The sequence below is a fragment of the Amycolatopsis rubida genome, from assembly GCF_900115345.1.
GTDB classification, from domain to species: domain Bacteria; phylum Actinomycetota; class Actinomycetes; order Mycobacteriales; family Pseudonocardiaceae; genus Amycolatopsis; species Amycolatopsis rubida.
On the sequence record NZ_FOWC01000012.1, the window covers coordinates 231,842 to 238,049 of the forward strand.

Annotated in this window: 8 protein-coding genes and 1 pseudogene; 7 read left to right on the forward strand and 2 right to left on the reverse strand. The window is 70.9% G+C overall.

Annotation, left to right across the window (positions count from 1 at the left end; all coding sequences use genetic code 11):
* The first annotated feature begins 2 nt into the window (after positions 1–2).
* The 4 genes from BM362_RS35040 to lipB are packed head-to-tail and all read left to right on the forward strand — an operon-like array spanning position 3 to position 2,748.
* Positions 3–488 (forward strand): ArsR/SmtB family transcription factor, encoded by a 486-nt coding sequence (locus BM362_RS35040; protein ID WP_067577990.1) that lies wholly within the window; start codon positions 3–5, stop codon positions 486–488.
* 15 nt (positions 489–503) lie between these two features.
* Entirely contained in the window at positions 504–1,382 is an 879-nt protein-coding gene (locus tag BM362_RS35045) for a TIGR01777 family oxidoreductase (protein WP_067577992.1), read from the forward strand.
* Positions 1,379–2,008 carry a phosphatase PAP2 family protein gene (locus tag BM362_RS35050; RefSeq protein WP_067577994.1) on the forward strand — a complete coding sequence of 210 codons (630 nt, stop codon included), beginning with the start codon at positions 1,379–1,381 and terminating at the stop codon, positions 2,006–2,008. The genes BM362_RS35045 and BM362_RS35050 overlap by 4 nt, the downstream gene beginning before the upstream one ends.
* Positions 2,005–2,748: a lipoyl(octanoyl) transferase LipB gene (lipB, locus tag BM362_RS35055; protein WP_067577996.1), complete on the forward strand. Its 744-nt coding sequence runs from the start codon at positions 2,005–2,007 to the stop codon at positions 2,746–2,748. Before BM362_RS35050 ends, lipB begins: the two co-directional genes overlap by 4 nt.
* Positions 2,749–2,813: 65 nt before the next feature.
* Here lipB and BM362_RS35060 read toward each other — a convergent pair whose 3' ends face one another.
* Together BM362_RS35060 and BM362_RS35065 are read right to left on the reverse strand one after the other, a co-directional pair.
* Positions 2,814–3,749 carry an LLM class F420-dependent oxidoreductase gene (locus tag BM362_RS35060; RefSeq protein WP_093576074.1) on the reverse strand — a complete coding sequence of 312 codons (936 nt, stop codon included), beginning with the start codon at positions 3,747–3,749 and terminating at the stop codon, positions 2,814–2,816.
* Positions 3,750–3,774: 25 nt separating this feature from the next.
* On the reverse strand, positions 3,775–4,395 hold the full coding sequence (locus tag BM362_RS35065) for a TetR/AcrR family transcriptional regulator (RefSeq protein ID WP_067578000.1): 621 nt from the start codon (positions 4,393–4,395) through the stop codon (positions 3,775–3,777).
* Positions 4,396–4,527: 132 nt separating this feature from the next.
* On the opposite strand from BM362_RS35065, the gene BM362_RS35070 reads away from it, so the two are divergent.
* The 3 genes and pseudogenes from BM362_RS35070 to BM362_RS46570 form a co-directional block, all read left to right on the forward strand.
* Entirely contained in the window at positions 4,528–5,049 is a 522-nt protein-coding gene (locus BM362_RS35070; RefSeq protein WP_093576075.1) for a hypothetical protein, read from the forward strand.
* A gap of 19 nt (positions 5,050–5,068) precedes the next feature.
* On the forward strand, positions 5,069–6,013 hold the full coding sequence (locus tag BM362_RS35075; RefSeq protein WP_093576076.1) for an oxidoreductase: 945 nt from the start codon (positions 5,069–5,071) through the stop codon (positions 6,011–6,013).
* 88 nt (positions 6,014–6,101) lie between these two features.
* Positions 6,102–6,208, forward strand: a pseudogene (locus BM362_RS46570) (lipoyl synthase); the annotation flags it as partial.

Sequence of the window (6,208 nt, forward strand, 5' to 3'; positions counted from 1 at the left end):
GCATGACCGAAGACCTCGCCGAGCGTGTCGCGGCGCTCGAACGCCGGATGGCCGCAGTGGAGGGGCGGCCCGCCGAACCCGTCCAGGACGGTCCGCCGGGAATCGTGGGCTATCAGGGTGAATTGACCGATCCCGAGCTGCGCTGGGAAATCCGGCTCACGACCCCGGCGGTCCTGTCGCTGCCGGACGGGCCGCGCGCCGAGGTGCTCGCCGCGCTGGCGAACACCGACCGGATCGCACTCGTCCGGCTGCTCGCCCGCGACGGCGCGCAAACCGGGGCCGCGCTGCGGGAAGCCGCCGAACTCAGCTCGCCGGGACGGCTCTACCACCACCTCAAGGCGCTCACCGCGGCCGGGCTCGTCGAGCAGGACCGCCGCGGCAGCTACCGGCTCAGGCCGACCGCCGCGATACCCGCGCTGGTGCTGCTGACCGCCGCCGCCGACGTCGCCGGCCAGCTCCGCCCGGGTGTGCGCGAACCGGGCCGATAGGACACGATCAGAGGCATGCGGGTACTTATCGCGGGCTCCGGCGGTCTGATCGGCACCGCATTGACCGGACGGCTGCGCGAATCCGGGCACGACGTGCGCCGGCTGGTGCGGCGCACCGCGCGGGCGGAAGACGAACGCGGCTGGGACCCGCCGTCGGGACGGATCGACGACGGCGCGTTCGACGGCATCGACGCGGTGGTGAACCTGTGCGGTGCCCCGCTGTTGCCCGGCCGCTGGAGCGGAATGCGCAAACAGCAGCTGCTCGACAGCCGGGTGGAGCCGACCGAAGTGCTCGCCGAAGCGGTGGCGGAGCACGGCATCGGCGTCTTGGTGAACGCCTCCGCCGTGGGTTACTACGGCAACGCCGGGTCCACTGTGGTCGATGAGAACACCAAGGCCGGCAACGGTTTTCTCGCCGAGATGTGCACCGAGTGGGAGGCTGCCACCGCAGCGGCGGCCGAGGCCCGGGTCGTCTCGATCCGCACCGGTCTCGTCCTCGCCCGGAAAGGCGGCCTGCTCGACGTGCTGCGTCCGCTCTTCCGCTTCGCGCTCGGCGGACGGCTCGGCGACGGCGGCCAGTACATGCCGTGGATCGCGCTGGACGACGAAATCGGTGCCCTCGTGCACATCCTGGAGCACGAATCGCTGTCCGGCCCGGTCAATCTCACCGGCCCGATCCCGGTCACCAACGCCGAGTTCACCCAGGCCCTTGGGCACGCCGTGCACCGGCCTTCCCCGTGGTGGGTCCCGGAAATCGCGATGAAGATCGCTCTTGGCCAGGCCGCCGAAGAGATGGCGCTGTACGGGCAGCGCGCGGTGCCGCGGAAGCTCGAAGCGAGCGGGTACGAATTCCGGCACCGCACCGTCGACACCGCGCTCGACGCGGCGACGTGACGATGCCGCGCGTCCGGTGGATCGTCACCGGGGTGGTGCTGTTCGCCGCGTTTCTCTGGCTGGGGTTCCTGGTAGACCGGCAGCCGCCGCAGCTCGACGTCGAGGTCGCCACGGCCTTGCGAGGACAGGATGCTCGCCCGGCCGGTCAGATCGCGGGCGTGGTGACGAACGTCCTTGGCCCGGTGCTGCCGTACGCGCTCGGCGTGGTGCTGCTCGCGATCGTGCTGCGGGACCGATCGCGGCTCTCGCTGTGCGTGCGGCTCGCCCTGGTGCTTGTGCTGTGCCGGCTGACCAGCCTGGCGTTCAAGCCGGTGTTCCAGCGGCAACGCCCCCGCGTGTACCCGGATCTGAGCTACCCCAGCGGCCACGTCGTTTCCGTGGCGACGACCAGCCTGGTCGTGGTCCTGCTCTGCGCCTGGCTGCGGCCGCGGTTCGCGCGATGGGCGATCTGGATTTCCGCCGCCGCGACCGTGCTGGCCGCGGCCTGCCGGATCGTGCTCGGCGTGCACTGGGTCACCGACACGATCGGGGCCGTGCTCGCGGTGCTCGGCGTGGGACTGGTGTCAGCGACCGCACTGCGGCTGATCCCCTTTCCGGTACGCGAAAGGCGTAGCCTCGACGGGTGAGTTCTTCGAGCGCAAGCTGCCGCATCGCCGCCGAACCCCTCGTCGTGCGCGAGGTCGGGACGATCGACTACACCGAAGCCTGGGACCTGCAGCGGGAGATCCTCGCCGCGCGCGCGGACGACACCGGACCGGACACCATGCTGCTGCTGGAGCACCCGTCGGTCTACACCGCGGGCAAGCGCACCGAACCCGAGGACCGGCCCGCCGACGGCACCCCGGTGATCGACGTCGACCGCGGCGGCAAGATCACCTGGCACGGTCCCGGCCAGCTGGTCGGCTACCCGATCCTGAAGCTCGCCGACCCGATCGACGTCATGCACTACGTGCGCAGGCTGGAAGAGGCGCTGATCGCGGTGTGCGACCGGTTCGGCGTGCGCACCGGCCGCGTCGAAGGCCGCAGCGGCGTGTGGATCCCCGCCGACGAACGCGGCATCGAACGCAAGATCGCCGCGATCGGCATCCGCGTCCAGCGCGGCGTGACGATGCACGGATTCGAGCTGAACTGCAACGCCGACCTGGCCGCGTTCGACACCATCGTGCCGTGCGGCATCCGCGACGCGGGCGTCACCTCGCTGTCGTACGAGCTGCGGCGCGACGTCCCGGTCGCCGAGGTGCTGCCGCTGGCGAAGGAACTGGTGCTGGCCGCCCTCGAAGGCGAACTGCCGGTGAGCGACGACCGCTGGCTGCCGCGCCCGGAGGCCCCGAAGGCCCCCGGCGTCACCTTCGCCCTGCAGAACTGATCCAGCGGTCCGTGAAGGTCTTCCTCGCGGGAAGCTGATTCCCACGAGGAAGACCTTCACCGCTTTCAGTCCAGCTGAGGTGCGACCTCGCTCGCCACGAACTCGATGTGGTCGAGGTCGGCGAGGTCGAGCACCTGCAGGTACAGCCGGGTGATCCCGGTCTTCTCCCGCCACTGCCCGATCCGGTCCACGAGCTCCGCCGCGGTCCCGGCCAGCCCGTTGGCCCGCAGCTCGGCCGTCTCCCGGCCGATCGCGGACGCCCGGCGCGCGACCTCCGCATCGTCCCGGCCCGCCGCGAGCACGAGCGCGACCGAACGCAGGATCTTCTGGGGGTCGCGGCCGATCGCCTCCGCCGCCGCGTCGACGCGCTGGAACTGCGCGAGCGCGGTGTCGGCGTCCACGAACGGCAGGTTGAACTCGTCGGCGTACTGCGCGGCCAGCGCCGGGGTGCGCTTCTTGCCGCCCCCGCCGATGATCACCGGCGGCGCGGGCGACTGCGAGGGCTTCGGCAGCGCGGGCGAGTCGGCGAGCGTGTAGTAGTCGCCGGAGTAGGAGAACGTCTTCCCGGCCGGGGTCTTCCACAGGCCGGTGATCACCGCGAGCTGCTCGGCGTAGCGGTCGAAACGCTCCTTGAGCGGCGGCAGAGTGAGGCCGTAGGCGGTGTGCTCGTCGTCGTACCAGCCGGTGCCGATGCCGAATTCCACGCGCCCGCCGGACATCTGGTCCACCTGCGCGACCGAGATCGCGAGCGGGCCCGGGTAGCGGAAGGTGGCCGCGGTGACGAGCGTGCCGAGCCGGATCCGCTCGGTCTCGCGGGCGAGGCCGGCGAGGGTGATCCACGCGTCGGTCGGCCCGGGAAGGCCGTCCGCGTCACCCATCTTGAGGTAGTGGTCGCTGCGGAAGAAGGCGTCGTAGCCCGCGGCCTCAGTGGTCCGCGCGACCCGCAGCAGGTCGTCGTAGCTCGCCCCCTGCTGGGGTTCGGTGAAGATCCTCAAGTCCATGTCCGCCAGCCTAACGGCGGATCGATCAGCCCGCGGCGGGTCGCTGCTCGTCTCCCGCCGGGCGGCGCAGCCGGAACAGCATCCGCGTGATGACGTCCTCGATCTCGGCGCCGACCTTCTTCGGGTCCGCCGCCCCGGCGATCTCGGTGGCCGCGCTCGACAACGCGCCGAACAGCAGCCGCGCGGTGAGATCGACCGGGACCGGCTCCACCTCGCCCGCGTCGACGAGCAGCTGCAGCCCGGACCGCACGAGTCCGAAACTGGACTGCTCCTCGGCCTCGCGCCAGCGTTCCCAGCCCATCACGACCGGCCCCTCGTGGATGGCGATCCGCTGGTAGGAGGGGTCGAGGCAGCTGCGGATGAACGCCTGCAGCCCGCTCATCGCGCGCTCCCACGGGGCGCCGTCGCCGGTCATGATCTTCTGCAGCCGGTCGTAGACCAGGCTTTCGACCTGTTCGAACGCGGCTTCGAAGAGCGCCTGCTTCCCGCTGAAATGGTGGTACAGCGCGCCTTTCGTGACACGGGCGCGTTTGGCCACCTCGTCGAGCGAGGTACCCGCGTATCCGCGTTTCGTGAACAGTTCGACCGCGCTGTCGACCAGGGCGGATCGGGTCGACTCGGAGTAGTCGAGTCGTCGGGACCTCATTGTCGGCACGCTCACAACCTTACGCCGGGACCCGAGGGACCATACCCGTGGTATGTTGGCCGCGTCAGGTCCGTACCGGGAGTATGCCGCAGACCGGCAGTATGACCCGGGTCACGGAAGGGGAGCCACACCATGAGCTGGACCGACTTCTACCGGCGGCGAGAGATCCTCGATGCCGCTGTCCGCCAGGCGAGGCGTGCACCGCGAGCACCGCTGTCGCTGGCCGAAATCCCGGGTGCCGCCGAAGAGTTCGGCACCGAAGAGAACCTGTTGCGGGCACTGCAGTACAAGTGGACGCAGTTGCTCAGCGGCTACCTGCGCGCCGAGTTCGCCGATCCCGACGAGGCGGATCTTCCCGGCGACCAGGTCGATGCCGTCACCCGCGCGTGGCGGCAGGCACAGCGCGACCACGAAGACCTTCGTGCGGCACTGGACGGCGCGCTGGAGCGCTGCCCCGCGCTGGAACCGCTGCACCGCACCGAACTGCACATGCTGGCGCTGACCGCGGGCCTCGCCGAACCGGACGAGCCCGCCGACGAGATCGTCAAGGTCGGGCGGACGCTCGACGCGCTGATGCGCGCCGGCGACACCGGTCCGGTGCGCAGGCGCGGCCCGGTCGGGCATCTGATGCGCCTGCTCGCGCCGAGCGCGTGACGTGTAGTTAGCTGACCCGATGAACGAACGCTGGACCGAGGCCCGGATCCCCGATCAGAGCGGCCGGACCGTCCTGATCACCGGAGCGAATTCCGGCCTCGGCCTGCGTTCGGCGGAAGTCCTCGCCGCGCACGGCGCTCGCGTGCTGCTCGGCTGCCGCTCGCCCGAACGCGGCGAAACCGCGCTCGACCGGGTCCGCGCCGCGGCCTCCGGGGCCAACCCCGAACTCGTCCGGCTGGACCTCGCCGATCTGGCGTCCGTCCGCGAAGCCGCCGCGAAGGTGCGCGAGCTCACCGGCGACGCGCTGGACGTGCTGATGAACAACGCCGGGGTCATGGCCACCGCACAAGGCCGCACCGCGGACGGTTTCGAGCTGCAATTCGGCACGAACCACCTCGGGCACGCCGCGTTGACGTGGCTGCTGATGCCCGCCCTGCGCGGCGCACCGGCGGGCCGCGTCGTCACGCTGTCCAGCGTGGCCGCCCTCGGTGCACACCTGCACTTGGACGACCCGAACGCCGAGCGCCGCCGGTACCGCGCGGCAGCCGCGTACGGCCAGGCGAAACTGTCGAACCAAACCTTCGGCATCGAACTGGACCGACGTCTCCGCGCGGCGGATTCCACGGTGCTCAGCGTGCTCGCGCATCCCGGCTACAGCGCGACCGGCCTGACCACGAACATGGCCAGCTCGTACCGGAATCCCGTGCTCCGCACCGCGCTCCGGGAAATCGGCGAGCTCGGCGGAATGCTGCTGGCCCAACGCGTCGAGCACGGCGCGCTGCCGCAGCTCTACGCCGCGACCGCCCCGGACGTCGAAGGCGGCGACTACATCGGACCGGTTTTCGCCGTCCGCGGCCGTCCGGCAAAGGTGCGCACCCTCGCTCCGGCCCGGAATCCGGAAGCCGGGACCGCCCTGTGGGAACTGACCGCCGAGCTGACCGGCGTCACTCCCGATCCGCGCTGAATTCCCGGGAGAACCCCAAGCCCTCCCGGCCGTACCGGAGGTGGATTGGGTCCCGTTCACCGGAAAACCTCGGCGTAGGGTGGAGATCGTGAGTGCTGCACCGGAGGGGCGGAAGTTGTTGCGGCTTGAGGTGCGCAACAGTGAGACGCCGGTTGAGCGGAAGCCGTCGTGGATCAGGACGCGGGTGCGGATGGG

Bases quoted from the DNA above. Each gene is read 5' to 3' on its own strand.
- BM362_RS35065 (WP_067578000.1), bottom strand. From the start codon at position 4,395: ATGAGGTCCCGACGACTCGACTACTCCGAGTCGACCCGATCCGCCCTG.
- BM362_RS35075 (WP_093576076.1), top strand. From the start codon at position 5,069: ATGAACGAACGCTGGACCGAGGCCCGGATCCCCGATCAGAGCGGCCGG.
- BM362_RS35040 (WP_067577990.1), top strand. From the start codon at position 3: ATGACCGAAGACCTCGCCGAGCGTGTCGCGGCGCTCGAACGCCGGATG.
- BM362_RS35070 (WP_093576075.1), top strand. From the start codon at position 4,528: ATGAGCTGGACCGACTTCTACCGGCGGCGAGAGATCCTCGATGCCGCT.
- BM362_RS35060 (WP_093576074.1), bottom strand. From the start codon at position 3,749: ATGGACTTGAGGATCTTCACCGAACCCCAGCAGGGGGCGAGCTACGAC.
- BM362_RS35045 (WP_067577992.1), top strand. From the start codon at position 504: ATGCGGGTACTTATCGCGGGCTCCGGCGGTCTGATCGGCACCGCATTG.